The organism is Allobosea sp. WAO, from assembly GCF_001509835.1.
In the GTDB taxonomy this organism is placed as follows: Bacteria; Pseudomonadota; Alphaproteobacteria; order Rhizobiales; family Beijerinckiaceae; genus Allobosea.
Genome location: NZ_JXTJ01000006.1, coordinates 362,678 through 387,249 on the forward strand (window position 1 = coordinate 362,678; position 24,572 = coordinate 387,249).

A 24,572-nucleotide genomic window follows, 5' to 3' on the forward strand; every position below is an offset into this window, starting at 1 on the left:
GCAGCGAGCCTAGGCCTGAATGGTTAACGCTTGTCTGACTTGCACGTCGCGGAGCGTACTATTCCCGCCTGAGCGCCTCGATCGGGTCGAGCCGCGCCGCCTGCCTTGCCGGGTAGAAGCCGAAGAAGACGCCGATCAATCCGGAGACGCCGACCGCGATCAGGATGGTCTGGATCGAGATCACGAAGGGCCAGCCGGCGAAGCGGGCGATCGCCGTCGCCGCGCCGATGCCGAGCGCGATGCCGACGGCGCCGCCGATGGTCGCCAGCGTCGTCGCCTCGATCAGGAATTGCGAGAGCACGTCGCGCTGGCGGGCGCCGACGGCCAGGCGCAGGCCGATCTCGCGGGTGCGCTCGGTCACCGAGACGAGCATGATGTTCATGATACCGATGCCGCCGACCAGCAGCGAGACGCCGGCGACGGCGGCGAGCAGCCAGGAGAGGGTACTGGCGGCAGCGGTCGCGGTGTTGGCGATCTCGGTCAGGTTGCGGACGATGAAGTCGTCGTCCTGGTCCTCGGTAAGGCGATGGCGCTGGCGCAGCAAAGCGCGGGTCTGCTCGATGCCAGGGTTGATCGCCTGTTCGCTGGCGAACTTGACCATGATGGTCTGTACCGAGCGGTCGCGGGCATAATTACGACCGACGATGCGGCGGCGGCCGGTGTCGAGCGGCACGAAGATGACGTCGTCCTGATCCTGCCCGAGGGCCGACTGACCCTTGCCCGCCATCACGCCGATGACCTTGAACGGCACGTTGCGGATGCGGAACATCTGGTCGAGTGGGTCGGAGTCGCCGAAGAGGTTGCGCGCCACGGTCTGGCCGATGATGGCGACGATCTCGCCGCGGCGGATTTCCTCCGGCTCGAACAGCCGGCCCTCGGCGAGGCCCCATTCGCGGGCGGTGAAGAAATCGAGATCGGTCGCGGTGATCATGGTCGACCAGTTGGTGCCGGCATAGACCGCCTGGGCACGGGTGGTGATCACCGGGGCGGCCGCGACGACGTCCTCGACCTCGTTGACGACGGCGCGGGCATCCTCGTCGGTCAGGGTAGAGGAGGCGCCGGCGCCGAGCCGCACGCCGCCCTGGGTGACGTTGCCCGACTGGATGATGGCGAGATTGGCGCCGAGCGACTTGATCTGGCTGTCGACGCGCTCCCGCGCGCCCGAGCCGATCGCGACCATGGCGATCACGGCGGCGACGCCGATGATGATGCCGAGCATGGTCAGGGCCGAGCGCAGCGCATTGGCGCCGATGGCGGAGAGGGCGGAGCGGATCGCTTCGATCAGGCTCATGCGGCGGCCTCCGTGGAGGGCGCGCGGTCGAGTTCGGCCAGCGCGGCGCGGGCATCGGCCGGTTCCTGGCGGGCGTCGGCGATGACATGGCCATCGCGGAAGCGCACGACGCGGCGGGCGTGACGGGCGACCTCGGCATCATGCGTCACCAGCACGACGGTGACGCCCTCGCGGTTGAGATCCTGGAACAGGCCGAGGATTTCCAGCGCGGTGCGGCTGTCGAGCGCGCCGGTCGGTTCGTCGGCGAGCAGCAGGCGCGGCTGGTTGACGAGGGCGCGGGCGATGGCGACGCGCTGCTGCTGGCCGCCGGAAAGCTGCATCGGCCGGTGATGGGCACGCTCCGCGAGGCCGACCCGGCCGAGCGCGGCGAGCGCACGCTCGCGCCGCGCCTTGCGGTCGACGCCGGCATAGACCATCGGCAATTCGACATTGGCACAGGCATCGACGCGCGGCAGCAGGTTGAACTGCTGGAAGACGAAGCCGAGCTTGCGGTTGCGCAGTTCGGCGAGCCCGTCGCCGGAGAGCGTCTCGACCTCGACGCCGTCGAGCCGGTACTGGCCTCCGGTCGGCCGATCGAGGCAGCCGATCAGGTTCATGAAGGTCGACTTGCCGGAGCCGGAGGGGCCCATCACCGCGACGAGCTCGCCGGCCTCGATGTCGAGGTTGACCCGGTCGAGCGCGGTGACGCGGCCGGAATCGAGGTCGTAGACCCGGGAGAGCGCGCGTGCCTCGATCAGGGCCATCGCCGGCGCCTCAGAACAGCCGCGGACCGCGCGGGGCGGGGCCGCGGCTCGCCGGCGTCGGCTCGGCACCACGCGGACCGCCGCCGACCACGACCTGCGTATTCTCCGCGATCTCGGCTGCGGGCACGATCTGCGTGAAGGCGCCGTCGCTCGGGCCGAGCCGCACCGCGACCGGCTTCGGCTGGCCATTGCCGTCGAGCACATAGACGCGGCCGGGCGCGAAGTCCTGCGCCGTCGGGCGCCCCTCCTGCATCAGCGCCTCGAATTTGGCGCGGCGCTCGGGATCGAGCACGGCGGCGATCTTGCTGCGCATCTCCTCGCGCGCGGCGCGGAAGGCGGCGCGGCGCTCTTCCTCGGAGAGTCCGGCTGTCGGGCGCCGGCCTTCGCCACGCCGCTCGGCGAAGATCGCGGCGATCGCCTGCTTCTGCTCCGGCGTCGGCTGCACCTCCTCCTCGATACGCTCGCGAAGGGCACCCGCGGCGCGGTTCCCGCCGCTGCGAGCGGCCGGCGCCTCGGCGGGGAGGGCGGTCGGACCGCCGAGCGGGCGGAAGCGCAGGGCGGCATTCGGAACGCGCAGCACGTCCTGCCGGTCGTCGGTCACGATCTGAACATTGGCGGTCATGCCCGGCAGCAGCGCGAGGTCACGGTTCTCGACCCGCACGACACCGGTATAGGTGACCACGTTCTGGATGGTCTGGGCCCCCAGGCGCACCATCTCGACGCGTCCCTGGAAGCTGCGGTTCGGATAGGCGTTGACGCTGAACGATACGGTCTGGCCGGTCTTGAGGCGTCCGACATCGGCCTCGTCAATATTGGCGTAGATGTCGATGACGCGCAGATCCTGGGCGATCTGGAACAGCTCCGGCGCCGATAGCGAGGCGGCGACGGTCTGGCCGAGATTGACCTGGCGCTGCACGACGACGCCGTCGACGGGCGAGCGGATATCGGTGCGCTCGAGATCGATCAGGATGTCCTTCAGCTTGGCCTCGCGCTGGGAGATCAGCGCCTCGCCGGACTGGACCTGCCCCTCTGCGAGCGAGATATCGGCGTCGAGCCCAGCAATCTCGGCCTTGAGCGAGGCGATCTGGGCTTCGTTCGAGGCGAGCGTCGCGGTCTGGATCTCGACCTGGGTGCGGGCGCTGTCGAGGCCTTGCTGGGCGCCGGCGCCGCGCGTGAACAGCTCGTTCTGACGGTCGAAGGTGCGCTTGGCATCGGTGAGCTGCGCCTTGGTGCGGTCGCGCTGGGCTTCCAGGTCCTTGACGGTGGAGTCGGCCTTGGTGCGCGCGACCTTGGCGCGCTCAAGCTGGGCACGCTTGACGACGAGATCGGCCTTGGCCTGGGAGAGGTCGGCGGCCGCGGCGTCGCGGCGGGTCTTGATCTGGTCGCTGTTCAGGCGGGCGACGATCTGGCCGGCCTTCACCTGCGAATTATAGTCGGCAAGGATCTCTACGACCTGGCCGGACAGCATCGAGCCGACGACCACGGTGGTGACCGGGGTCAGGGTGCCGGTGGCGCGGACGGAGGCGGTGATCTGGCCGCGGTCGATCGCGGCAGTACGGTAGGCGGCGTCGCTGGCGGCACCTCCTGTCGGCCGCAGCGCGAAGTAGCCGGCGGCGAGCGCTGCCGCTCCGACTCCGGCCCCGATTACCCAGACACGCAAGGTTCATCCTCCTCCGGCAGTGCAATCGCTCTGCCATAGCAGCAGCATGCCAGAAACGGGCGGCGCAGACGAGTTAACTCGCTGCAATGTTGGCGAAAGCCGCGGCTCTACGCCGTGCGGGCTTCCTGGGTCAGGGCAAGCAGGTCGCGCAGGGTCGTGATCGTCGAGCCATCGGCGACGCCATCAATCTTTTCAGGCCGCCAGTGACGCTGGAAGGCGGCGACGACGGCCTCGAAGCGCTCGTCATAGACCCCGTCCACCGAGACGCCGTAGCCGAGCATGGCGAACATCGCCTGCAGGGCCTCGACCGGCGGGCCGGCATCGCCGCGGGCGAAGAAACGGCCGCCCTTGATCGGCGCCGGCTCGACCCATGTGCCGACGCCGCCTTCGGCGAAGCGACGCCAGGGAAACTTCTCGCCGGGATCGATCTTGCGGCCGGGCGCGATGTCGGAGTGGGCGAGCACGCGCTCGGGCGCGATTTGCCAGCGTTCGCAGATATCGCGGCAGAGGTTCAGCGTCGCGGCGAGCTGTTCCTCCGGGAAGTCGGGGAGGCCGCCGGGATGGCCGGGATTGGCGATCTCGATGCCGATCGAGGCGGAGTTGAGATCGGTCTCGCCGGCCCAGTGCGAGGCGCCGGCATGCCAGGCGCGGCGCTCCTCGGGGACGAGCTGGAGAATGTGGCCGTTCTCGAAGACGAAGTAGTGGCAGGAAACCTGGGCGATCGGGTTGCACAGCCATTGCAGTGCCTCGCCGGTGTCGGGCATGCCGGTGTAGTGCAGGATCAGCGTGTCCGGGCGGCGATCGGTAGACCCGTCACGGAACTTGCGCTCGCCATGATTGGGCGAGGGGAAGACCTTGGCGGCGAAGCGGCTGTCGGGCTTGGTCGTGACGCTCATGCCGGTGCCGCCAGGCGGCCAGCGAGGCCGCGCTCCTTCTGGATTGCATCCCAGGCGGCATTGATCGCGGCCAGCCGGCGCGTCGCGATGCAGATGGCCTCTTCGGGCAAACCGCGGGCGATCTCGCGATCGGGATGGTTCTCGACCACCAAGGCGCGATGCAGCTTGCGGATTTCGGCGTCGCTCATCTCGCGGTTGGCGCCGAGGACGAGATAGGGATCGTCGCGACGGCGGACATGGCGCGCCTCGATGCGGGCGAAGCCGGCCTCGTCGATGCCGAAGATCATCGCGACGTCGTGCAGATAGTCGTGCTCGCGCTCATGGATCGCGCCGTCGGCGGCAGCGATCAGGAAAAGCCCGTCGAGCACGTCCTCGAGCAGGGCCGGCTCCTCGCGAAAGCTCTCGGCGATCTGGCTGGCATAGGCCTCGAAGCCGGCGCTGGTCTGCTTGGCGAGGTCGAACAGGCGCTCGATATGACCCTGCTCGTCGGCCGGTACCGTGACGATGCGGCGGAAGGCTGCGACCTCGTCGCGCGTCACGACGCCGTCGGCGCGCGCCATCTTGGCGGCGAGTGCGACGAGGCCCGTGGTGAAGATGAGTTGCCGTGGCGCCGGACCGAAGGGCGCCCCCTCGCGGTCGACCAGGACATGGCCGGCAAGCGCGCCAACGAGTGCTCCGAGCGGCCCGCCGAGCGCAAAGCCGAGGCCTCCGCCCCCCAATGCGCCCCAGTGGAATGATTTCATCGTTCAACCCGTCCCGGTGCAGGACGCGAAACGGTGGGAACCGGTCTTCCGCATGAAGCTCGATCTAAAGCATCGTGCCGAAAAGCGATATCCACTTTATCGACGAAGGCCGGCGCTGCGACAAAGCGGCAGCAACAAGGCGATGGATCGCCAGTCGACGTCCGGCAGGACGCATGGCGATCCATCGGATGAGAGGCGTTCAGGCCTGCTCGAAGGACACGCGCTCAGCGGCAGTAGAGCCGGCCGTAGCGGTCGCGGTAATAGCCATAGGGGCAGCCGTCGTAATAGCCGTCATCATAATAGGGCGATGTCGCCGATCCGATGATGGCGCCGCCCGCTGCGCCGATCAGGCCGCCGGCGACGGCGCCGCCCGCGCGGCCGGTGGCGAGACCGCCGATCACGGCGCCGGTCGCTGCGCCGATCGCGGCGCCTCCACCGACGCGCTGCTCATGCGGCGTGCAGGCCGCGGCGCCCAGGGCGAGGCCGACGGCCGCGACTGCCAGCAATTTCTTCATCTCATTCCCCCGTCTCAGGTCGATCCAGCGCAGCAAGGCGTTTTCCGGTCTCGACTGGCCCATTGCGGCCGGCAATTGCGGTCGCAATGCGGCAATGATTTGGCGCCTTGCCTTGACTGCGTCAACGCCGCCAGGGGCGAATCGTTCCGCACTCCAATACATGATGATTACTTTTGAATGATTTAGACAGTAATAATCATTTCGATACAGTATAATATAGATCTGCGAGCGAATCTGCCGGATTGTCGTCACATTCATCTTTCATTTGCCCCGCTGTTCAATCCGATCAACGCCACATGGGGCTCCCCAATATGAACCGGATCTATGGTAGCGGCTGCGCCGCCTTCGCGATTTGCCTAGGCCTACTGCAACCGGCTGCTGCCGAGATCAATGCCGAGACCGATGCCCGCGCTTTCATCGTGCGCGAGGCCGAGATCAGGCGGGCGAAGGAGGGAGGCGATACCGGTCAGCAGCAGGCGCGTCTCGCACCGGAAGGGGCTGCGGAATCCGGCTCTTCGGCGGCGCAGAAGCTCACCGGCAGGCCTGGCAAAGGCGAGAGACAGCGCCGCCAGCCGCTCGCGGCGCCGGCCGGCAGCGACAATCTTCGCTCTCTAGTCGCCCGCCATGCAGCCGCCAACGGCGTGCCGTTCTCGCTCGCCGATGCGGTGGTCCGCATCGAGAGCCGCTACAACCCCCGTGCGGCTAATGCCGGCAATTACGGCCTGATGCAGATCCGCCACCAGACGGCGCGCGGCGTCGGCTATAGCGGTGGCGCGGCCGGGCTGCTCGATGCCGAGACCAATGCCCGTTACGGCATGAAGTACCTGGCGCAGGCCTATAGGCTCGCCGGCGGCGACACCTGCCGCACCGTGATGATGTACCAGAGCGGCCACATGGCCAAGCGCATGAGCGGCGCGAACCGCACCTATTGCTCCAAGGTGCGCACCATCACCGCCAGCAACTGAGCCGGCGCTTGACGCCGGAGGCGCAAGAGCGCACAGGCGATCCGCCAGTCGGTCGGACGGCCGCTCCCGCTTCGCGGGGGAGGAAAGTCCGGGCTCCACGGAAACACGGTGCCGGATAACGTCCGGCGGGGGCGACCCCAGGGAAAGCGCCACAGAGATCGAACCGCCCCAGGCCTCGGCCCGGGGTAAGGGTGAAAAGGTGCGGTAAGAGCGCACCGCGTACCCGGCAACGGGAACGGCATGGCAAGCCCCACCGGGAGCAAAACCAAATAGGGACGATGCTCTCCGTGCAAGCGGGGAGGGGCCTGTTTCCTGGCCTGGTCGTCCGGGTTGGTTGCTCGAGGCGCGCAGCAATGCGCGTCCCAGAGGAATGGCCGTCACGCCGCGGGAGAAATCCTCCGGCCATCCAGAACCCGGCTTACAGGCCGGCTGGCGCCCAAAACTTCGCAGCGAAAAGGGCCGGGAGCGATCCCGGCCCTTTCGTCGTCAAGGGGCCGTCAGAGCGTGTAGCTCCATTCTGCGGGGACGAAGCGGAAGGCCGCGCCATCCTTCAGCACCTTGCCGAAGCCGGGGAAGGGCATGTGCGCTCCACTGATCAGCAGCTGGTCCGCTGCCGCCATGTCGAGCACGCGCCGGCGCGAGGCTGCAGCCTGTGCGCCGTCGGCATCGAACACGAAGGCGACCTCAGGCCGGGCCGTCTGGATCACCGCATTGTGGACGCAGTCGCCGACCAGCAGTGCCTGCTCGTTTCCGGAGGCGATGCGCAGCAGGCTATGGCCCGGCGTGTGGCCCGGCGCGTGCTCAAGGCTGAGGCCGGGGGCGATCTCGCCCGGCTTCACCTTGCGGGTGCGGGCGGCATAGGGGGCGAGCGTGTTGCGGGCCGAGGCGAAGAACTGTTTCATTGCGTCGGGAGCCTGATTGAGAATGCCGTCATCGTGCCAGAAGGCATGCTCGGTCTCGTTGATGATCACTTCGGCATTCGGGAAGCGCGCGGTCTTCTCCGCGGTGATCAGGCCTTCGGCATGGTCGGGATGGGCGTGCGTCAGGATCACCGCGTCGATCTGCGCCGGCTCGATGCCTGCGGCGCGCAGATTGGCGTCGAGCCGGCCCATGGTCGGGCCGAAGGCGGTGTTGGCGCCGGTGCCGGTGTCGAGCAGATAGGTCCTGTCCTTGGTGTTGACGACGAAGGCGTTGACCGAGGTCGGCAGCTTCTCGTCCTGGCCGGCATTGGCCAGCGCGCGGCGGACGGCGTCTGGGTCGCTGCTGATAAAGGCCTTGGCGTCGAGCGGAATGTAGCCGTCGAGGATTACGGTTATCTCGATGTCGCCGAGCTTGCGGCGATAAATGCCCGCCACCTGTGTCGAGGCTTGCGGAGCCCCGGCGAGAGCGGGAAGGGCGGGCGCCAGTGCGGTTGCGGCGATGCCGGCGAGGAGATGGCGGCGGTCGATCATGGTGTTTTCCAGAGGCTAGGGGCGAAGGGCTTCCGGAAACGATGCCCGCGCCTCGCGACGTGGGACCTAATCGTCTCACGGCCGGGTCAAGGCCGGCCGTGAGGAGCAGATGGGTGGCGTTGCGTCAGGCCGCAACCGTCAGGTCGACCTGGATGTTGCCCCGGGTCGCGTCCGAATACGGGCAGACGATGTGAGCCTTCTGGACGAGGTCCTCGAGCTTGGCCTTCTCGATGCCGGGCGCCGCGATCGTCAGCTTGACGGCGATGCCGAAACCCTTGCCGTCGTCGCGCGGACCGATGCCGACATCGGCGCTGACACGCGCATCATCCGGGATCTTCACGCCTTCCTTGCCGGCGGCGAATTTCAGCGCGCCGAGAAAGCAGGCCGAATAGCCCATGGCGAACAGCTGCTCGGGGTTGGTGCCGTCACCACCGCCGCCGCCGAGTTCCTTGGGCGTGTTGAGCACGAGCTTGACGTTGCCGGTGTCGGTCGCGGCCTGGCCTTCGCGGCCGCCCGTCGCGGAACCATGGGCGGTGTAGAGGATCTTCATCGCTGCTCTCCTTGCTGGGCGGTCGTCCGCCGTGGTCGATGTGAATTAGATTGTGTGCAATCTAATTGTTCGCAATTCAAATTCCCGTGAACAGGCAGCGCGCGACGCGATGACGGAGTATCTTGCCCATGACAGGGAGACTGTTTCGTCGGCGGGTTGTTCCCGGTCGGATCGCTTTCCTGGTCGAGGAGCCATGATGCGCGCAACTGACGGCAAGGCCATGACGAAGGATGCGAAGGCGCAATCGGTGCGCGGGCTCGACGAGCAGATCTGCTTTGCGGTTTATTCGGCCGCCCATGCCTTCAACCGGGCCTATCGGCCGTTCCTCGCCGAGCTCGGGCTGACCTATCCGCAATATGTGGTCATGCTCGTGCTCTGGGAGCAGGACGGCCAGAGCGTGAAGGCGATCGGCGAGCGGCTGATGCTCGATTCCGGCACGCTGACGCCATTGCTCAAGCGCCTCGAAGGGAATGGCCTGATCCTGCGCAAGCGCGGCCGGGAAGATGAGCGGCAGGTGCTGGTCGACCTGACCGAGGCGGGCCGTGTCCTGCACGAGAAGGCGGGGCGCTCGGTCAATCCGGTGCCCTGCGCAGTCGAGGAAAGTGGCGTCCCGCCGGCCCGCTTGCTGGAAGAGGTCCGGGCCCTGCGAGAGGCCTTGCTGCGCCGCGCGGCTGCGGAAGATTAGGTCCGGCCCAGCGGGGCCGATCGCCTCAAAAATTTTTCTTCGCGGGCAGGCAGTGTGAAGCGGCCAGGACATGCCGCGGCGCTTGCGCTCGCGCGCTGGAAATCGACGTTTTTACGGATAGTTAACCTTAACGGGCTGTGATGTTTCTAGGCCGGCGCAGGGTCGCGTCTGGCCCCCTGAATCCGTTGACGCCCATAATATCCCATGGTATCCCAAATCATCCCGTCGAAACCGACAGGCAAGCGACAGGTCAGGGTCCGTGTGCCGCGCGGATTCAGGCCAAGGGCTTCGCTTTGTCGGGTTCGACGGGAGTATCAGCGGTCGGCTCTGACCGGCCTGCTCCGCACCGTGGAAACTTGGCCGGGAGGCGGCGTTGACGGACCGCTTCGTCTCCCATTTCACCAACAAGCTGGACGCCAAGGGCAGGGTCTCGATCCCTGCGACCTTTCGCGCCGTGCTGGCGAAAGACGGCTACGAGGGGCTCTACGTCCATCCGGCGCTCGACCAGGCCAGTCTCGACTGCGGCGGCCATGCGCTGCGCGCGACGATCGACGATATTCTCTCGCGCTTCTCGCCCTTCTCGGAGGAGTGGGATTCGCTATCCACGGCGCTGAACGGAACCTCGGAAGTGTTGAAGGTCGACCCGGAGGGGCGCATCGTGCTGAGCGAGGCGCTGAAGGCCCATGCCGGCATCGGCGACGCCGTCGCCTTCGTCGGGCAGGGGCACAAATTCCAGATCTGGGAGCCGGAGCGCTTCAAGGCCCATCTCGACCAGGCGCGGGCGAAGCTGCGGGACGTCAGGCGCGCGCTCGGCGCGACGGTGGCCTCGTGAAGCCGGCGGAAGGGGAGGTGGCCGTGCCGCACGTACCCGTCCTGATGGAGGAGGCGCTTGATGCGCTCGCGCTGAAGCCGAGCGGTCGTTATCTCGACGGCACCTTCGGGGCCGGTGGCTATTCCCGCGCCCTGCTGACGCGCGAGCCGCAGGCGGAGCTTCTGGCGCTCGACCGCGATCCCAATGCCATTGCCGGTGGAGCCGATCTCGTCGCCGCCATGGCCGGGCGGCTGACCTTGGCGCAGGCGCGTTTCGGCGCTCTCGCTGAAGAAGCCGAGCGTTTCGGCATGACGCCGCTCGACGGCGTGGTGCTCGACATCGGCGTCTCGTCGATGCAGCTCGATCAGGCCCAGCGCGGTTTCTCGTTCCGCTTCGACGGGCCGCTCGACATGCGCATGGAGGCCGATGGCCAAAGCGCCGCCGAGCTCGTCAACGAAGCCGACGAAGGCGTGCTCGCCAACATCATCTATCACTATGGCGAGGAACGGCGCTCGCGCGCCATCGCCCGCGCCATCGTCGAGGCACGCCGCAAGGCGCCGTTGACCACGACCAAGCAATTGGCCGATCTCGTCGCCGGCATCGTCCGTGCCGATCCCAACGGCCCGCATCCGGCGACCCGTACCTTCCAGGCGCTCCGGATCGCGATCAACGACGAACTCGGCGAGCTCGTCCGGGCGCTGCATGCCGCGGAGGCCGCGCTGGCGCCCGGTGGGCGGCTCGCCGTCGTGACCTTTCACTCGCTCGAGGATCGCATCGTCAAGCAGTTCTTTGCGCAGCGCTCCGGGAAGGCTCCCGCCGCCTCGCGCCATGCGCCGAGTGCGGCGGTGCCGACGGCGACCTTCCGTCCCGTGATCAAGGGAGCGCTGGCGCCGTCCGAGGCAGAGATGCGCGCCAATCCGCGGGCCCGTTCAGCGAAGCTGCGCGCGGCCGAGCGCACCGAGGCCGCGACCCGCGCGCCCGACGCCGAGTTGGTCGCGCTCGCGGTCGTGCCCGCCCCGCAAACCCGCCGGAGAAGCTGAGCGTGATCAAGCTGCTGCACGTCATCGCCATCGGCGCGCTGGTCTCCTCGGCGCTCTACGCCTATTCGATCAAGTACGAGACGACGCTGGAGGCCGAACAGCTGCAGAAGCTGAAGGCCAAGGCCCAGCGCGAGCGCGACGCGATCGCCGTGCTGAAGGCCGAATGGCAATTCCTCAACCGGCCTGACCGGCTGCAGGCGCTGGCCGACCGGCATCTCGATCTGCAGCCGCTGGTGATCAACCAGGTCGTGCGCCTGTCCGACATCCCCAATCGCGGGCCCAAGGTCGATTCGATCGGCCGCAAGCTCGAGGATCTCGGCCTCGGCCTGCCGACCGAGACGCCGCGCAACGTCAAGAGCAACAGCTCCACCACGCCGGGAGGCCGCCCATGACGACCGAGCCCGTCGCCCCAGCCGTGGTCGCAGCACCGGTGGTCGAAAAGCCGCGCCGGGCGAGCCTGCGCGCCGGCCTGCTGCGCGACGTCTTCCGGATGAGCGGGGAGAAGAGCGGGCCGCGCGTCGGCCTCGTCATCCTCGGCTTCAGCGCGCTCTTCCTGGCGATCACCGGCCGGCTGGTGGCGCTCGCTGCCTTCCCGAACGATCAGGTCGGCCTGCGCCGAGCGACCTCGAACGCGATCTCGGCGGCGCGGCCCGACATCGTCGATCGCAACGGCACGGTGATGGCGACCGACATCCGGACCGTCTCGGTCTTCGCCGAGCCGCGCAAGATCCTCGACAAGGACGAGGCGACGGAACTGCTCACCGCGGTGCTGCCGGACCTCAACGCCAAGGAGCTGCGCGACAAGCTCGGCACCAAGAAGGGCTTCGTCTGGGTCAAGCGCGAGATCACGCCGCGCCAGCAGGCGGAGGTGCACCGGCTCGGCATCCCCGGCGTCGGCTTCGTGCCCGAGAACAAGCGCGTCTATCCGAACGGCCCGGCGGCCGCGCATGTGCTCGGCTTCGCCAATGTCGACAATGTCGGCATTGCCGGCATCGAGAAATACATCGACTCGCAGGGGCTGCAGGACCTGAACGGCGCGGGGCTCGCGGTGCAAGCTTCCGACCTGAAGCCGGTGACGTTGTCGGTCGACCTGCGCGTCCAGCACCTCCTGCGCGACGAGCTCTTGAAGGGGATGGAGAAGTACCGGGCGCTCGCGGCGGCCGGGGCGGTGATGGACGTGAACACCGGCGAGATCATCGCCACCGTCTCGCTGCCGGATTTCGACCCGAGCAACCCGGTTGACGCGCTCGAGAAGGACCGGATCAACCGGATCAATGTCGGCGTCTACGAGATGGGCTCGACCTTCAAGGCGCTGACCGTCGCGATGGCGCTCGATACCGGTAAGGCCAACATCAATTCGAGCTATTCGACCGCGGGCGGCATGATGCGCTTCGGCCGGCAGGTCATCCGCGAGTACCGGGGCGGCACCGGCCGCACGCTGACGGTGCCGGAAGTGTTCGTGCACTCCTCCAACATGGGCACCGTCAAGATGGCGCTCTCGGTCGGGGTCGAGGGCCACAAGGCCTTCCTGCGCAAGATGGTCCAGCTCGACCGCTTGCAGACCGAGCTGCCGGAAAGCGCTTCGCCGATCGTGCCGCAGCGCTGGGGCGAACTGAACACCGCGACGATCGCCTTCGGCCATGGTCTCGCGGTGGCGCCGATCCAGGCGCTGGCGGCGGTCGCGGCGCTGGTCAATGGCGGCAAGTTGATGACGCCGACCTTCATCAAGCGCTCGGCCGAGGATGCGGAGGCCGTCAGCACCCGCGTGATCAAGCCCGAAACCTCGGAGGCGATGCGCTACATCATGCGCCTCAACGGCGAGCGCGGCTCGGCACGCAAGGCCGATGTCGCCGGCTATTTCGTCGGCGGCAAGACTGGCACGGCGGAGAAGGTCATCAACGGCCGCTACGCCAAGAACAAGAATTTCACGACCTTCATGGCGATCGTGCCGGCCGACAAGCCGCGATATCTGTTCCTTTCGATCTATGACGAGCCTAAAGGCTATGCCGAGAGCGGCGGCTATTCGACGGCCGCCTGGAATGCCGGCATCACCACCGGCAAGGTCATCGAGCGGGCGGCGCCGATTCTCGGCCTGCCGCCGCGCTTCGAGCCGCCGGTCGCGCCCTTCCCCTTGATGGCGAGGCTCGGCGCCTGGGGCACACGCTAGGCGGACGAAAAGATGGAAGATACCGGTTTCAGCCTCGGCCAGCTCTTTCCCGGGGCGTTTCCGGACGATCCCGAGCGGCGCGTCGCGGGGGTCGCCTTCGACAGCCGCAAGGTCGCGGCGGGCGAGGCTTTCGTCGCGCTCGCCGGTGCCAGGGCCGACGGCGCGCAGTTCATCGCCGATGCGGCAGCGCGCGGCGCGACCGCGATCGTTTCGGGCCAACCGCGGCCAGCGGGCCTTGCGCCCGGCATCGCCTTCGCCGAGTTCGCCGATCCGCGCCGGGCGTTGGCGCTCGCCGCCGCCAAGGTGCACCCGCGTCAGCCGGCGACCATCGTCGCTGTGACCGGCACCAGCGGCAAATCCTCGGTGGCGGAATTCACCCGGCAGATCTTCATGGCGCTCGGCCGGGAGGCTGCGAGCCTCGGCACGATCGGCATCGTCACCGCGGCTGGTGCCGATTACGGCTCGCTGACCACGCCCGACCCGCTCTCGCTGCATGCCTCGCTCGACCGGCTGGCCGGGCAGGGCGTCAGCCATGTTGCGATGGAAGCGTCCTCGCACGGGCTCGACCAGCGCCGGCTCGATGGTGTGCGGCTGACCGCCGGCGCTTTCCTCAATCTCGGCCGCGACCATCTCGACTATCACCCGAGCGTCGAGGACTACCTCGCTGCAAAGCTCAGGCTCTGGGAATTGCTGCCTCCCGGGGCGCCGGTCGTGATCAACCGCGACGAGCCCTATGCCGCCGAGGCGGCGGAGGCGGCGCAGTCTGGCGGCCATGCGGTGATCGGGATCGGCCGGGGCGGTGACCGGCTCAAACTGCTTTCGGTCGAGCGCGAGGGCTTCTCGCAGCGCCTGCGCGTCGCCGTCGACGGCCGCGAGGTCGAGGTGATGCTGCCGCTGGTCGGCGATTTCATGGCCGGCAATGCGCTGGTCGCGGCAGGGCTCGCCATTGCGGCGGGTGAGGAACCGGAGGCGGCGGTCGCGGCACTGTCCGGCCTCAAGGGCGTGCCCGGCCGGCTGGAGCGCGTGGCCGAGCACAATGGCGGGCTCGTCGTCGTCGACTATGCCCACAAGCCCGACGCGCTCGCGGCGGTGCTCAGGACCCTGCGCCCCTATGCCAGCGGCAGGCTGATCTGCGTGTTCGGCTGCGGCGGTGATCGCGACCGCGGCAAGCGCCCCCTGATGGGAAAGATCGCGGCCGAGGGCGCCGACATCGCCATCGTCACCGACGACAATCCGCGCAGCGAAGACCCGGTCGCGATCCGTGCCGAAATCCTCGCTGCCGCGCCCGGCCTGCGCGAGATCGGCGACCGGGCGAGGGCGATCGCCGCCGGCGTCGCCGAATTGCAGCCGGGCGACCTCCTGGTCGTCGCCGGCAAGGGCCATGAAACCGGCCAGATCATCGGCGACCGGACCTTGCCGTTCTCCGACCATGAGACGGTGCGGCAGGCGGTTGCCGAGATCAGCGGGAGAAGATGAGCATGACGGCTGCGCCGCTCTGGACCGGAGCCCGCCTGATCGAGGCGATGGAGGCGCGGGCGCAAGGCCCGCAGCCGGCCGCGGTGACGGGGGCCTCGATCGACACCCGTACCCTCGAGCCGGGCGATGCCTTCTTCGCCATCCAGGGCGACACGCGCGACGGGCATGATTTCGTCGCCGCCGCGCTCGAGAAGGGTGCGGCGCTCGCCGTCGTCGACGAGGCGCATGCCGGTGCCTTTCCAGCGGAGGCGCCCCTGGCGGTGGTGCCGGACGTGCTCCGCGCCATGGAGCGCGCCGGCGTCGCGAGACGCGCAGAACTTCATGCGGGCGTCGTTGCGGTCACCGGCTCGGTCGGCAAGACCGGCACCAAGGAGGCGCTGCGCCTCGTGCTCTCGCGCCAGGGCAAGACGCATGCGCCGGTCGCCTCCTACAATAATCATTGGGGCGTGCCGCTGACGCTGACGCGGACGCCGGCGGATGTGCGCTACGGCGTCTACGAGATCGGCATGAACAGTCCCGGCGAGATCCTGCCGCTCGCCAGGATGGTTCAGCCCGAGGTCGCGATCATCACCACGGTGCAGCCGGTGCACCTCGCCGCTTTTGAGTCGATCGAGGGCATCGCCCGCGAGAAGGCGGCGATCTTCAGCGGGCTGAAGGCAGGCGGCACGGCGATCATCAATGCCGACATCGTCCAGACGGGCCTGCTGCGCGAGCTCGCCGAGGCGAGTCCGGCCGGGCGCATCATCAGCTTCGGCGAGAGCGAAACGGCGGATGTCCGCCTGCTCGGTTGCTCGCTCAAGCCCGACATCTCGACGGTCGAGGCCAATGTGCTCGGCCGCCCCGTCACTTACAAGCTCGGCAGTCCGGGCAAGCACATCGTCCTGAATTCGCTGGCGGTGCTGGCGGCTGTCGAGGCGATCGGTGCCGATCTCGCTCTGGCGGCGCTGGCGCTTGGCGAGCTGAAGCCGCCGGCCGGGCGCGGGGCACGCCAGATGCTGCACGCGCCGTCGGGTCCGTTCACGCTGATCGACGAGAGCTATAACGGCAACCCGGCCTCGATGCGGGCTGCGATCGAGAATCTCGGGCGGATCGAGGCCCATGGCCGCGGCCGGCGGATCGCGGTGCTCGGCGACATGCTGGAACTCGGCGAAAGCGGCCCAGCGCTGCACAAGGGGCTCGCCGAGGCTGTCACCGGCAACGGGGTCGATCTCGTCTTCGCATGCGGACCCCTGATGCGTTCTCTCTACGATGCCTTGCCTTCACGCCAGCGTGGTGCTTATGCCGCGCAGGCGAGCGGACTCGAACCGCTGGTGCTCGACGCGCTGCGTGCCGGCGACGTCGTCACGGTCAAAGGCTCGCTCGGATCGCGCATGGGCTCGATCGTGAAGGCGATGACCGCTCGCTTCCCGGTCGTCACGGCCGACGACTGAGGACAAGGAACAGGTTGCAATGCTGGTCTGGCTAGCCGATTTCGCGGTTCACTTCCCGATCCTGAACGTTTTCCGCTACATCACCTTCCGGGCCGGCGGGGCGACCGCGACCGCGCTGCTCTTCGTCTTCTTCTTCGGGCCGGCGGCGATCTCCTGGCTCAGGATCAAGCAGGGCAAGGGCCAGCCGATCCGCACCGACGGGCCGGAATCGCATCTCGCCAAGCGCGGCACGCCGACCATGGGCGGGCTGATGATCCTGACCGGGCTTTTCGTCGCGACACTGCTCTGGGGCAATCTGCGCAACCCTTACGTCTGGATCGTGCTCGGCGTGACCGCGACCTACGGCGCCATCGGCTTCTATGACGACTACCTCAAGGTGACGAAGCAGTCGCATAAGGGCTTTTCGAGCAAGGCGCGCCTCGGCCTCGAGATCGTCATCGCGCTGATCGCCTGCACGGCGATCATGCTGGTCAGCCCGCCTTCGATCGCGAGCGGCTTCGCGATGCCGTTCCTCAAGGAACTGATGATCCCGCTCGGCATCCTGTTCCCGCTCGTCACGGCCTTCGTCGTGGTCGGCGCCGGCAATTCGGTGAACCTGACCGACGGGCTCGACGGGCTCGCCATCGTGCCGGTGATGATCGCGGCCGGTACTTTCGGTTTCATCGCCTATCTCGCCGGTAACGCGATCTTCGCCAACTACCTGCAGATTCACCATGTGCCCGGCGTCGGCGAACTCGCCGTGATCTGCGGCGCGATGATGGGGGCCGGGCTCGGCTTCCTCTGGTTCAACGCGCCGCCGGCCCAGATCTTCATGGGCGACACGGGCTCGCTCGGGCTCGGCGGCATGCTCGGCACCATCGCGGTCGCGATCAAGCACGAGATCGTCCTCGCCATCGTCGGCGGTCTGTTCGTGGTCGAGGCGCTCTCGGTGATCATCCAGGTCGCGGTGTTCAAGCGCACCGGCAAGCGCGTCTTCCTGATGGCCCCGATCCACCATCATTTCGAGAAGCTGGGCTGGACCGAGCCGCAGGTGGTGATCCGCTTCTGGATCATCTCGGTGGTGCTGGCGCTGGTCGGCCTCGCCACGCTGAAGCTGCGTTGAGCCGATGACACCGGTCTCCGTCTTCGCGGGCAGGACGCTCGCCCTTTTCGGCCTCGGAGGCTCCGGCCTCGTGGCGGCCCGCGCGCTGGTCGCCGGTGGCGCTGAAGTCGCCTGCTGGGATGACAATCCGGCGAGCCGCGACAAGGCGGCGGCCGAAGGACTCGCCATCGTCGATCTCGCCGCCGCCGACTGGTCGGGCTTTGCCGCCTTCGTGCTCTCGCCCGGCGTGCCGCTGACCCATCCCGCACCGCATTGGACGGTCGAGAAGGCCAAGGCCGCGAATGTCCCGGTGATCGGCGACATCGAGTTGTTCTTCCTCGAGCGCGCGAAGCTTGCACCGGAAGCGCCGGTGATCTGCATCACCGGCACCAACGGCAAGTCGACGACCACGGCGCTGATCGCCCATGTCCTGGCCTTCGCCGGCCGCGACGTGCAGATGGGCGGCAATATCGGCACCGCCGTGCTGGCACTGGCGCCGCCGGCCAATGACCGCATCTACGTCATCGAGTGCTCGACGTTCCAGATCGATCTGGCGCCTTCCATAAGGCCTAGCGTCGGCATCCAGATGAACCTGACGCCGGATCATCTCGATCGGCACGGCACCTTCGAGGCCTATGGCGCGATCAAGGAGCGGCTGGTCGCCGCCTCCGACCTCGCGGTGATCGGCGTCGACGACGAGCCCTCGAAGCAGATGGCGCGGCGACGCGCCGTCTCGGGCAAGCCATTGGTCAAGATCAGCGGCGAGCAGCCGCTCGACGAGGGCGTCTTCGCCGGCGTCACGGCCAATCAGGGCAAGCTCGACACGCGCATCGTCGAGGTCCGGGACGGCAAGCCCAGGGTCGTCGCCAATCTCGCCGGGATCGGTTCGTTGCGCGGCGCGCACAACGCCCAGAATGCGGCGGCTGCCTTCGCCGCCTGCGCTGCGGTCGGCCTCACGGCCGAGGAGATCGCTGCCGGGTTCAAGAGCTATCCGGGCCTCAAGCACCGGATGGAGGAGCTCGGGCGGATCGGCCGCGTCGTCTTCATCAACGATTCCAAGGCGACCAATGCCGACTCCACCGAGAAGGCGCTGACCTCCTTCCGCGCGATCTTCTGGATACTCGGCGGCAAGGCCAAGGAGGGCGGCATCGAGTCGCTGCGGCGCTATTTCCCGAACATCGCCCACGGCTATCTGATCGGTGCGGCCAGCGATCTCTTCGCCGCGACCTTCGACGATGACGGCCGCGTCGCCTATGAGCGCAGCGGCACGCTCGACGTCGCGGTCGCAGCCGCAACCGAAGCTGCGCTGGCGGCACCGGGCGAGGGCGAGATCGCGGTGCTGCTCTCGCCGGCCTGCGCTTCTTACGACCAGTTCCCAAATTTCGAGGTCCGCGGCGACGCCTTCCGGGCGCTCGTCAAGGCGCTGCCGGGGTTCGAGGCGGTGGGACACTCGCCTGAGTAAGGGATCGCCTCCTCAGGATGAAGGCTGGCGGAGGTCGTGAGAGTTCAACTCGGAATCAATCGGTTAACCATTCATTGACAGAGTGATTCGCTGGAACGGGCGCCCAAGATCTGCCTGTTCGCTGACGGAGCCCACATAGATGACCTCGCGCGCAGAACCCAGCCTGAGCGGCCGTTGGTGGTGGTCGATCGACCGCGTCATCCTCTCGACAATGGTGGCGCTGATGGTTTCCGGCGTCGTGCTGCTGATGGCGGGCGGTCCGCCGGTCGCCGAGCGGCTGGGCCTGTCGACTTTCCACTTCGTCAACCGCCAGGCGGTCTACCTGCTGGCAGCGTTGGCGGTGTTCCTCGTCACCTCGCTGCTGACGCCGCGCCAAGTGCGCCGGGCGGCCCTGATCGTCTATCTCGCCGCGCTCGCCGGGGTGATCGGGACGCTCTACTTCGGGGTCGAGGTCAAGGGCGCCAAGCGCTGGCTGACCCTCGGCCCGCTGGGCTCGATCCAGCCCTCGGAGTTCCTCAAGCCGGCGTTCGTCGTCATGGCCGCCTGGGCCTTCGCCGAGGGCAGCCGCCGGCCGGACCTGCCGGGCACGATCATCGCCTTCCTGCTCCTGCCGATGACCATCGTGCCGCTGGTACTACAGCCCGATTTCGGGCAGACGGTGCTGGTCACCCTGGTCTGGGCCGGGCTGTTCTTCGTCGCCGGGCTGCACTGGTTCTGGGTGATGGGCCTCGGCGGCGCCGGCGCCTTCGGCCTGTTGATCGCTTATCAGCTCGTGCCGCACGTGCGCGGCCGCATCGAGCGCTTCATGGACAAGGGCTCGGGCGACACCTTCCAGGTCGACACTGCGCTGGAGAGCTTCGCGCAGGGCGGCTGGCTCGGGAAAGGCCCGGGTGAGGGCACCGTCAAGCGCATCCTTCCCGACGCGCATACCGACTTCATCTTCGCGGTGACGGCCGAGGAGTTCGGCGTCGTGGTCTGCATGGTGCTGGTCGCGATGTTCGCCATCATCGTGCTGCGCGCGCTCTTCGTGGCGCAGCGAGCCGAGGATCCGTTCGTGCGTCTCGGCGTTACCGGACTCGCCTTGCTGTTCGGCATTCAGGCCGCGATCAACATGATGGTGAACCTGCACATGATGCCGGCCAAGGGCATGACGCTGCCCTTCATCTCCTATGGCGGCTCCTCGCTGATCTCGCTGGCGTTGGGGACGGGCTTCCTGCTGGCGCTGACACGCAAACGGCCAAGGGCCGAGAATTTCGGCCAGACGGGGCGCGGGCAGTGACGGCAGGCGCGCGGGCTCCGCTCGTCGTGCTCGCTGCGGGCGGCACGGGCGGGCATCTCTTTCCGGCCGAGGCGCTGAGCCATGCCCTGCATGCCCGCGGTCTGCGGGTCGCGCTGATCACCGACACGCGCGCCGCCGAATATGCCGGTAGCTTTCCGGCCGAGTCGATCCATGCCGTGCCGGCGGCGACGCCGTCGGGGCGTTCGCCGCTGAAGATGCTGCAGGCGGTGCTGGTGCTGGCGAAGGGCGCTCTGGCGGCCCGTCGCGAGATCAAGGCGCTGCGGCCGGCGCTCGTCGTCGGTTTCGGCGGCTATCCGACCGTGCCTCCCGTCTTCTCGGCCTCGTTGATGGGCGTGCCGACCATGGTGCACGAGCAGAATGCGGTGATCGGCCGGGCGAACCGCTTCCTCGCTGGCCGGGTGAAGGTGATCGCCACCGGCTTCACCGAGGTTGGCGGGCTCTCCGCCACGCAGGCGGCGAAATGTCGCCAGGTCGGCAATCCCGTGCGCCCGGCGGTGATCCAGGCGGCCTCGCCCTATCCGTCGCCCGACGGCGGCGTGAACCTGCTCGTCTTCGGCGGCAGCCAGGGCGCGCGCGTGATGGCCGACATCGTACCTCCCGCGATCCAGTTGCTCAGTCCCGAGGAGCGGGCGAGGATCTCGATCGTCCAGCAGGCGCGGGCCGAGGATGACGAGCGGGTGCGCGGCATCTACGCCGGGCTCGGCGTCAAGGCCGAGATCGCCCCGTTCTTCAAGGACCTGCCGGCGCGCATGGCGGCCTCCCATCTCGTCGTCGCGCGTTCCGGCGCCTCGACCGTCGCCGAGCTCTCGGTGATCGGCCGGCCGGCGCTGCTGGTGCCGCTGCCGGGCTCGCTCGACCAGGATCAGGCGGCCAATGCGGCGGTGCTCGAAAAGGCGGGCGGCGCCATCCGCATCATGCAGCCGGATTTCACGCCGCGTCGGCTCGCCGGAGAGCTTTCTGCCCTGCTTGCCGACCCGTCACGCTTGACTGCGATGGCTGCGAGCGCCAAGAGCGCCGGCATCCCGGACGCCGCCGAACGGCTGGCGCGCCTGATCGCCGAAACCGCCCAGATCTGAATTTTCCAGAGAGTACCGCACCATGAAGCTGCCGCCGAAGCTCGGCTCCATCCATTTCGTCGGCATCGGCGGCATCGGAATGTCGGGGATCGCCGAGGTGCTGCACAATCTCGGCTACAAGGTGCAGGGCTCGGACGCCTCCGACAACGCCAATGTCCGGCGCCTCGCCGAGAAGGGCATCAAGACCTTCGTCGGCCATGCCGCCGGCAATCTCGGCGAGGCTGAGGTCGTCGTGGTCTCGACCGCGATCAAACGCGACAATCCGGAATTGATGGCGGCGCGCGAGAAGCGCCTGCCGGTGGTCCGGCGGGCCGAGATGCTGGCCGAGCTGATGCGCCTCAAGAGCTGCGTCGCCATCGCCGGCACCCATGGCAAGACCACCACGACCTCGCTGGTCGCGACGCTGCTGGACAAGGGCGGGCTAGACCCGACCGTGATCAATGGCGGCATCATCAACGCCTACGGCACCAATGCCCGCATGGGCGAGAGCGACTGGATGGTCGTCGAGGCCGACGAGTCGGACGGCACCTTCCTGAAGCTGCCGGCCGATGTCGCGATCATCACCAATATCGACCCCGAGCATCTCGACCATTTCGGGACGTTCGACGCGATCAAGGGCGCCTTCCGTTCCTTCGTCGAGAACCTGCCCTTCTACGGCTTCGCGGTGATGTGCATCGACCATCCGACCGTGCAGGAGCTGGTCGGCCAGATCGAGGATCGCCGGGTCATCACCTATGGCGAGAACCCGCAGGCCGATTTCCGCCTGACCGATATCGACCTTTCCGGCGGCCAGGCGCGGTTCACGCTGCTGATCCGCGACCGCAAGAACGGGCGCGAGGACGCGATCCGCGATCTCGTCATGCCGATGCCGGGCCACCACAACGCCTTGAACGCGACTGCGGCGATCGCCGTCGCCTATGATCTCGGCGTGCCGGTCGAGACGATCCGCCAGGGGCTCGCCGGCTTCGGCGGCGTCAAGCGCCGCTTCACCCGCACCGGCGAATGGAACGGCGCCCAGATCTTCGACGATTACGGCCACCATCCGGTCGAGATCGCCGCCGTGCTCAAGGCGGCGCGGGCCTCGACCAAGGGCAAGGTCGTGGCGGTCGTGCAACCGCACCGCTACACGCGCCTCTCCAGCCTGTTCAACGACTTCGCCTCCTGCTTCAACGATGCCGACACGGTGATCGTCGCCGAGACCTACGCGGCCGGCGAGCAGCCGATCCCGGGTGCCGATCGCGACGGGCTGGTCGCGGCGATCAAGGCACGCGGCCACCGCCATGCGCTGCCGCTGCCATCCTCCGAGAAGCTCGCCGGCATCGTCGCGACGCTGGCGGGGCCGGGCGACTATGTCGTGCTGCTCGGCGCCGGCAACATCACGCAATGGGCCTATGCCCTGCCGGGAGAACTCACGGCGCTGGGGGGCGGCAAGTGAGTTTCCCAGACATCACGCCCGCCCTCCACGCCGCCGCCCCTGAGCTGCGCGGGCGCCTCGTCGCCAATCAGGAGATGGCGGGGCTGACCTGGTTCCGTGTCGGCGGGCCGGCGCAGGTCCTGTTCACGCCGGCCGACGAGGCCGATCTCGCCTATTTCCTGTCCAGGCTGCCGGCCGAGATCCCGGTGACGGTGGTGGGGCTCGGCTCCAACCTGATCGTGCGTGACGGCGGTATACCCGGCGTGGTCATCCGCCTCGGTGGCAAGGCCTTCGGCGAGATCGTGCGCGAGGACGGCGACCGGCTGCGCGCTGGCACCGCGACCCCGGACGTCAAGGTGGCGCGGGCGGCGGCCGATGCCTCGCTCGACGGGCTCGCCTTCTATCGCGGTATTCCGGGCTGCATCGGCGGGGCGCTGCGGATGAACGCCGGCGCCCATGGCGGCGAGACGACCGACGTCCTGGTCGAGGCGCGCGGCGTGACGCGCGCCGGCGAGATCGTGACCTTTTCGCATGCCGATATGGGCTTCAGCTACCGCAACTCGACCGCCCCAAGCGACGTGATCTTCACCTCGGCCTTGTTCCAGGGGCGGCCCGGCGAGCAGGCGGCGATCCTCGCCGAGATGGACCGCGTCACCTCCGCGCGCGAGGCGGCGCAGCCGATCAAGGAGCGCACCGGCGGCTCGACCTTCAAGAACCCCGAAGGCGGCAAGGCCTGGCAACTGATCGACGCCGCCGGCTGCCGCGGCCTGCGCATCGGCGGAGCTCAGGTCTCCGAGATGCACTGCAACTTCCTGATCAATACCGGCGGTGCGAGCGCCGCCGATATCGAAGGGCTGGGCGAAGAGGTCCGGCGCCGGGTCAAGGACAACTCGGGCTACGAGTTGCACTGGGAGATCAAGCGCTTCGGCGTCGCGGCCTGAGCGGGCGCCGCCGCTTCGGCGGGCTTGGGCCGTGACAGCATGATGCCGGCGACGGTCGAGCCGAAGATGATGGCGATGCCGAGCCATTGCTGGGCGTTGAACCATTCATTGAGCAGGGCGGCGCCGAGGAAGGTCGCGACCAGCGGGCTGAGCAGGCTCAGGAAGGCGACGCCCGTGCCGATCGCGGCGATCCCGCGCACCCAGAGCCAATAGGCGAGGGCAGTGCCGATCACGACGAGATAGGTCAGGCCGACGAGGTTGCTCATGGTCGGCACGGGCGGCAGGCCCTCGACCATCAGCGCAACCGGCAGGAGCAGCAGCCCGCCGAGGGTGAGCTGCCAGGCGGCGAGCGCGAGCGGTGTGCCGACCTTGCCCCAGCGCTCGATCAGCACCGTGCCAGTCGCCATCGAGGCGGCGCCGACGAGCGCGGCGGCGACGCCAATCGCATCGAGCTTCACCGTATCGTCGATCACCAGCAGGCCGACGCCGACCGTACCGGCGAGCGCGGCGAGTACTTGGCCGAGACGGGGCCGGCGCAGCAGCAGCGGCCAGGCCAGGAAGGCGACGAGCAGCGGCTGCATCGAGCCCAGCGTCGCGGCAAGCCCGCCCGGCAGGCGCGCGGCGCTGAGGAAGAGCATGCCGAAGAACAGCCCGATATTGGCGAAGCCGATGATGGCGAGCGGAAGGAGCTTGTCGCGCGGCGGCAGGCCCGGTCCGAGCAGCATCAAGAGAATGCCGGCCGGCAAGGCGCGTAGCGCCCCGACCAGCAGCGGATGCTCGACGGGAAGCGTCTGGGTGAAGACGACATAGGTCGAGCCCCAGAGAATGGGCGCCAGGATCGTCGCGAACAGGATGCGGGTCTTGGTGTCGGCCAT

The 24,572-nt window shown here is 68.2% G+C and carries 23 protein-coding genes and 1 other RNA gene; 15 read left to right on the plus strand and 9 right to left on the minus strand.

All coding sequences use genetic code 11. The features are described 5' to 3' along the window. Positions 1 to 58: 58 nt before the first annotated feature. From DK26_RS10810 to DK26_RS10835, 6 genes are all read right to left on the minus strand, one after another. Positions 59 to 1,291 (minus strand): ABC transporter permease, encoded by a 1,233-nt coding sequence (locus tag DK26_RS10810; protein ID WP_066471681.1) that lies wholly within the window; start codon positions 1,289 to 1,291, stop codon positions 59 to 61. After that, entirely contained in the window at positions 1,288 to 2,034 is a 747-nt protein-coding gene (locus DK26_RS10815) for an ABC transporter ATP-binding protein (RefSeq protein ID WP_066471686.1), read from the minus strand. The genes DK26_RS10810 and DK26_RS10815 overlap by 4 nt, the downstream gene beginning before the upstream one ends. Before the next feature lie 10 nt (positions 2,035 to 2,044). Further along, the gene (locus DK26_RS10820) at positions 2,045 to 3,694 is read right to left on the minus strand and encodes an efflux RND transporter periplasmic adaptor subunit (RefSeq protein WP_066471687.1); all 1,650 of its coding nucleotides are present in this window, start codon (positions 3,692 to 3,694) and stop codon (positions 2,045 to 2,047) included. A gap of 107 nt (positions 3,695 to 3,801) precedes the next feature. Next, positions 3,802 to 4,590 carry an N-acetylmuramoyl-L-alanine amidase gene (locus tag DK26_RS10825; RefSeq protein WP_066471690.1) on the minus strand — a complete coding sequence of 263 codons (789 nt, stop codon included), beginning with the start codon at positions 4,588 to 4,590 and terminating at the stop codon, positions 3,802 to 3,804. Continuing rightward, the gene (locus tag DK26_RS10830) at positions 4,587 to 5,333 is read right to left on the minus strand and encodes a DnaJ family molecular chaperone (RefSeq protein ID WP_066471693.1); all 747 of its coding nucleotides are present in this window, start codon (positions 5,331 to 5,333) and stop codon (positions 4,587 to 4,589) included. The genes DK26_RS10825 and DK26_RS10830 overlap by 4 nt, the downstream gene beginning before the upstream one ends. Positions 5,334 to 5,557: 224 nt before the next feature. After that, positions 5,558 to 5,848, minus strand: coding sequence for a glycine zipper domain-containing protein (locus DK26_RS10835; RefSeq protein WP_066472615.1), 291 nt, complete (start codon positions 5,846 to 5,848; stop codon positions 5,558 to 5,560). 311 nt (positions 5,849 to 6,159) lie between these two features. On the opposite strand from DK26_RS10835, the gene DK26_RS10840 reads away from it, so the two are divergent. Then, positions 6,160 to 6,813, plus strand: a complete 654-nt coding sequence (locus tag DK26_RS10840; RefSeq protein ID WP_083533175.1) for a lytic transglycosylase domain-containing protein — start codon at positions 6,160 to 6,162, stop codon at positions 6,811 to 6,813. Between the two features lie 44 nt (positions 6,814 to 6,857). Then, positions 6,858 to 7,250, plus strand: an RNA gene (rnpB, locus tag DK26_RS10845) — RNase P RNA component class A. 60 nt (positions 7,251 to 7,310) lie between these two features. Here the strand turns inward: rnpB and DK26_RS10850 are convergent. Together DK26_RS10850 and DK26_RS10855 are read right to left on the minus strand one after the other, a co-directional pair. Beyond that, a complete protein-coding gene (locus DK26_RS10850; protein ID WP_066471699.1) occupies positions 7,311 to 8,264 on the minus strand; it encodes an MBL fold metallo-hydrolase in 954 nt (317 codons plus the stop codon). Between the two features lie 124 nt (positions 8,265 to 8,388). Further along, positions 8,389 to 8,814, minus strand: a complete 426-nt coding sequence (locus DK26_RS10855; protein ID WP_066471702.1) for an organic hydroperoxide resistance protein — start codon at positions 8,812 to 8,814, stop codon at positions 8,389 to 8,391. 220 nt (positions 8,815 to 9,034) lie between these two features. On the opposite strand from DK26_RS10855, the gene DK26_RS10860 reads away from it, so the two are divergent. The 13 genes from DK26_RS10860 to murB all read left to right on the plus strand — a co-directional run bounded on the left by DK26_RS10860 (position 9,035) and on the right by murB (position 23,697). Further along, positions 9,035 to 9,499 (plus strand): MarR family transcriptional regulator, encoded by a 465-nt coding sequence (locus DK26_RS10860; RefSeq protein ID WP_066472616.1) that lies wholly within the window; start codon positions 9,035 to 9,037, stop codon positions 9,497 to 9,499. 373 nt (positions 9,500 to 9,872) lie between these two features. Then, positions 9,873 to 10,331: a cell division protein MraZ gene (locus DK26_RS28960; RefSeq protein WP_066471704.1), complete on the plus strand. Its 459-nt coding sequence runs from the start codon at positions 9,873 to 9,875 to the stop codon at positions 10,329 to 10,331. A gap of 17 nt (positions 10,332 to 10,348) precedes the next feature. Then, positions 10,349 to 11,350, plus strand: coding sequence for a 16S rRNA (cytosine(1402)-N(4))-methyltransferase RsmH (gene rsmH, locus DK26_RS28965; RefSeq protein WP_282568029.1), 1,002 nt, complete (start codon positions 10,349 to 10,351; stop codon positions 11,348 to 11,350). Between the two features lie 2 nt (positions 11,351 to 11,352). Next, positions 11,353 to 11,742 (plus strand): hypothetical protein, encoded by a 390-nt coding sequence (locus tag DK26_RS10875; RefSeq protein ID WP_066471710.1) that lies wholly within the window; start codon positions 11,353 to 11,355, stop codon positions 11,740 to 11,742. Next, positions 11,739 to 13,517 carry a penicillin-binding protein 2 gene (locus DK26_RS10880; protein WP_066471712.1) on the plus strand — a complete coding sequence of 593 codons (1,779 nt, stop codon included), beginning with the start codon at positions 11,739 to 11,741 and terminating at the stop codon, positions 13,515 to 13,517. The genes DK26_RS10875 and DK26_RS10880 overlap by 4 nt, the downstream gene beginning before the upstream one ends. Positions 13,518 to 13,529: 12 nt before the next feature. Then, positions 13,530 to 14,993 carry a UDP-N-acetylmuramoyl-L-alanyl-D-glutamate--2,6-diaminopimelate ligase gene (locus tag DK26_RS10885; protein WP_066471714.1) on the plus strand — a complete coding sequence of 488 codons (1,464 nt, stop codon included), beginning with the start codon at positions 13,530 to 13,532 and terminating at the stop codon, positions 14,991 to 14,993. A gap of 2 nt (positions 14,994 to 14,995) precedes the next feature. Then, positions 14,996 to 16,423 (plus strand): UDP-N-acetylmuramoylalanyl-D-glutamyl-2,6-diaminopimelate--D-alanyl-D-alanine ligase, encoded by a 1,428-nt coding sequence (locus tag DK26_RS10890; RefSeq protein ID WP_066471716.1) that lies wholly within the window; start codon positions 14,996 to 14,998, stop codon positions 16,421 to 16,423. 19 nt (positions 16,424 to 16,442) lie between these two features. Beyond that, a complete protein-coding gene (mraY, locus tag DK26_RS10895; RefSeq protein ID WP_066471723.1) occupies positions 16,443 to 17,525 on the plus strand; it encodes a phospho-N-acetylmuramoyl-pentapeptide-transferase in 1,083 nt (360 codons plus the stop codon). 4 nt (positions 17,526 to 17,529) lie between these two features. Beyond that, on the plus strand, positions 17,530 to 18,966 hold the full coding sequence (gene murD / locus DK26_RS10900) for a UDP-N-acetylmuramoyl-L-alanine--D-glutamate ligase (protein ID WP_066471725.1): 1,437 nt from the start codon (positions 17,530 to 17,532) through the stop codon (positions 18,964 to 18,966). A gap of 139 nt (positions 18,967 to 19,105) precedes the next feature. After that, positions 19,106 to 20,245, plus strand: a complete 1,140-nt coding sequence (locus DK26_RS10905) for a putative peptidoglycan glycosyltransferase FtsW (protein ID WP_066471727.1) — start codon at positions 19,106 to 19,108, stop codon at positions 20,243 to 20,245. Further along, positions 20,242 to 21,342 (plus strand): undecaprenyldiphospho-muramoylpentapeptide beta-N-acetylglucosaminyltransferase, encoded by a 1,101-nt coding sequence (gene murG, locus DK26_RS10910; RefSeq protein WP_066471729.1) that lies wholly within the window; start codon positions 20,242 to 20,244, stop codon positions 21,340 to 21,342. The genes DK26_RS10905 and murG overlap by 4 nt, the downstream gene beginning before the upstream one ends. 22 nt (positions 21,343 to 21,364) lie before the next feature. Continuing rightward, entirely contained in the window at positions 21,365 to 22,777 is a 1,413-nt protein-coding gene (gene murC, locus DK26_RS10915) for a UDP-N-acetylmuramate--L-alanine ligase (protein ID WP_066471731.1), read from the plus strand. Beyond that, complete coding sequence (murB, locus tag DK26_RS10920; RefSeq protein WP_066471736.1) at positions 22,774 to 23,697, plus strand: UDP-N-acetylmuramate dehydrogenase; 924 nt, start codon at positions 22,774 to 22,776, stop codon at positions 23,695 to 23,697. The genes murC and murB overlap by 4 nt, the downstream gene beginning before the upstream one ends. Here murB and DK26_RS10925 read toward each other — a convergent pair. Continuing rightward, on the minus strand, positions 23,652 to 24,572 hold the full coding sequence (locus DK26_RS10925) for an EamA family transporter (RefSeq protein ID WP_066471739.1): 921 nt from the start codon (positions 24,570 to 24,572) through the stop codon (positions 23,652 to 23,654). The genes murB and DK26_RS10925 overlap by 46 nt on opposite strands.

Coding starts and splice junctions, on each gene's coding strand:
- DK26_RS10810 (WP_066471681.1), bottom strand. CDS start 1,291: ATGAGCCTGATCGAAGCGATCCGCTCCGCCCTCTCCGCCATCGGCGCC.
- DK26_RS10815 (WP_066471686.1), bottom strand. CDS start 2,034: ATGGCCCTGATCGAGGCACGCGCGCTCTCCCGGGTCTACGACCTCGAT.
- DK26_RS10825 (WP_066471690.1), bottom strand. CDS start 4,590: ATGAGCGTCACGACCAAGCCCGACAGCCGCTTCGCCGCCAAGGTCTTC.
- DK26_RS10830 (WP_066471693.1), bottom strand. CDS start 5,333: ATGAAATCATTCCACTGGGGCGCATTGGGGGGCGGAGGCCTCGGCTTT.
- DK26_RS10835 (WP_066472615.1), bottom strand. CDS start 5,848: ATGAAGAAATTGCTGGCAGTCGCGGCCGTCGGCCTCGCCCTGGGCGCC.
- DK26_RS10840 (WP_083533175.1), top strand. CDS start 6,160: ATGAACCGGATCTATGGTAGCGGCTGCGCCGCCTTCGCGATTTGCCTA.
- DK26_RS10850 (WP_066471699.1), bottom strand. CDS start 8,264: ATGATCGACCGCCGCCATCTCCTCGCCGGCATCGCCGCAACCGCACTG.
- DK26_RS10855 (WP_066471702.1), bottom strand. CDS start 8,814: ATGAAGATCCTCTACACCGCCCATGGTTCCGCGACGGGCGGCCGCGAA.
- DK26_RS10860 (WP_066472616.1), top strand. CDS start 9,035: ATGACGAAGGATGCGAAGGCGCAATCGGTGCGCGGGCTCGACGAGCAG.
- DK26_RS10880 (WP_066471712.1), top strand. CDS start 11,739: ATGACGACCGAGCCCGTCGCCCCAGCCGTGGTCGCAGCACCGGTGGTC.
- DK26_RS10885 (WP_066471714.1), top strand. CDS start 13,530: ATGGAAGATACCGGTTTCAGCCTCGGCCAGCTCTTTCCCGGGGCGTTT.
- DK26_RS10890 (WP_066471716.1), top strand. CDS start 14,996: ATGACGGCTGCGCCGCTCTGGACCGGAGCCCGCCTGATCGAGGCGATG.
- mraY (WP_066471723.1), top strand. CDS start 16,443: ATGCTGGTCTGGCTAGCCGATTTCGCGGTTCACTTCCCGATCCTGAAC.
- murD (WP_066471725.1), top strand. CDS start 17,530: ATGACACCGGTCTCCGTCTTCGCGGGCAGGACGCTCGCCCTTTTCGGC.
- DK26_RS10905 (WP_066471727.1), top strand. CDS start 19,106: ATGACCTCGCGCGCAGAACCCAGCCTGAGCGGCCGTTGGTGGTGGTCG.
- murC (WP_066471731.1), top strand. CDS start 21,365: ATGAAGCTGCCGCCGAAGCTCGGCTCCATCCATTTCGTCGGCATCGGC.
- DK26_RS10925 (WP_066471739.1), bottom strand. CDS start 24,572: ATGGCCGACACCAAGACCCGCATCCTGTTCGCGACGATCCTGGCGCCC.